The following is a 638-nucleotide window of genomic DNA, read 5'->3' as shown; positions in this document are numbered from 1 at the left end:
GCGGGGGCGCGCGGTTCGGACCGCGCGGCCGCGCAAGCTCCGCCAGCAGCCCGTCGAGCACCTCGAAATGCGCGTCCCAGCGCGGCGCCTGCCAGCCGCCGAGGCGCGCCACCTGGGCACGCCGCGCCGCGCTGTCCGCGCGCGCATACTCCATCACCGCCTCGCGCCAGCCTGCGCCGTCGAGCGGATCGAGGAAGTCGGGCGCCGACCCGCCCACCTCGCGCAGCGCCGGCAGGTCGGAGGCGATGGCGGGCACGCCCAGGGCCAGCGCTTCGGCCAGCGGCAGGCCGAAGCCCTCGGCGAAGGAGGGGAACAGGAGCGCGCGCGCGCCGCGCAGCAGCGCGGCCACCTCGCGGTCGGGTGGCGTGCCGGCCTCGCGCACCACGCCGTCGATCGCCGTGCAGCGCTCGAGCATGTCGAGCACGTTCTCGTTCTCCCAGCCGCGCCGCCCGACCAGCACCAGGCGCGGCGCCTGCGGTCCCATCGTCGCGGCGAAGTGGCGCCAGAGGTTCAGCAGCAGCAGGTGGTTCTTGCGCGGCTCGATGGTGCCGAGCGCGACGAAATAGGGCCGCAGCGCGACCGGCGGCGCCGCGACCTCCGGCAGCGCGACGCCGAGCGGCGCGACGGCGACCGGCGGC

At 77.4% G+C, this 638-nt stretch carries 1 protein-coding gene; it reads right to left on the bottom strand.

All coding sequences use genetic code 11. The annotated features are described in order from the left end of the window. Nucleotides 1-638, bottom strand: a 638-nt coding sequence (locus L2I40_RS24145; RefSeq protein ID WP_237217867.1) for a glycosyltransferase family 4 protein, incomplete at both ends; no start/stop codon positions are given.

This window comes from Falsiroseomonas oryziterrae (genome assembly GCF_021864505.1).
Classification (GTDB): domain Bacteria; phylum Pseudomonadota; class Alphaproteobacteria; order Acetobacterales; family Acetobacteraceae; genus Falsiroseomonas; species Falsiroseomonas oryziterrae.
This window is presented reverse-complemented; position numbering and strand designations above follow the sequence as displayed.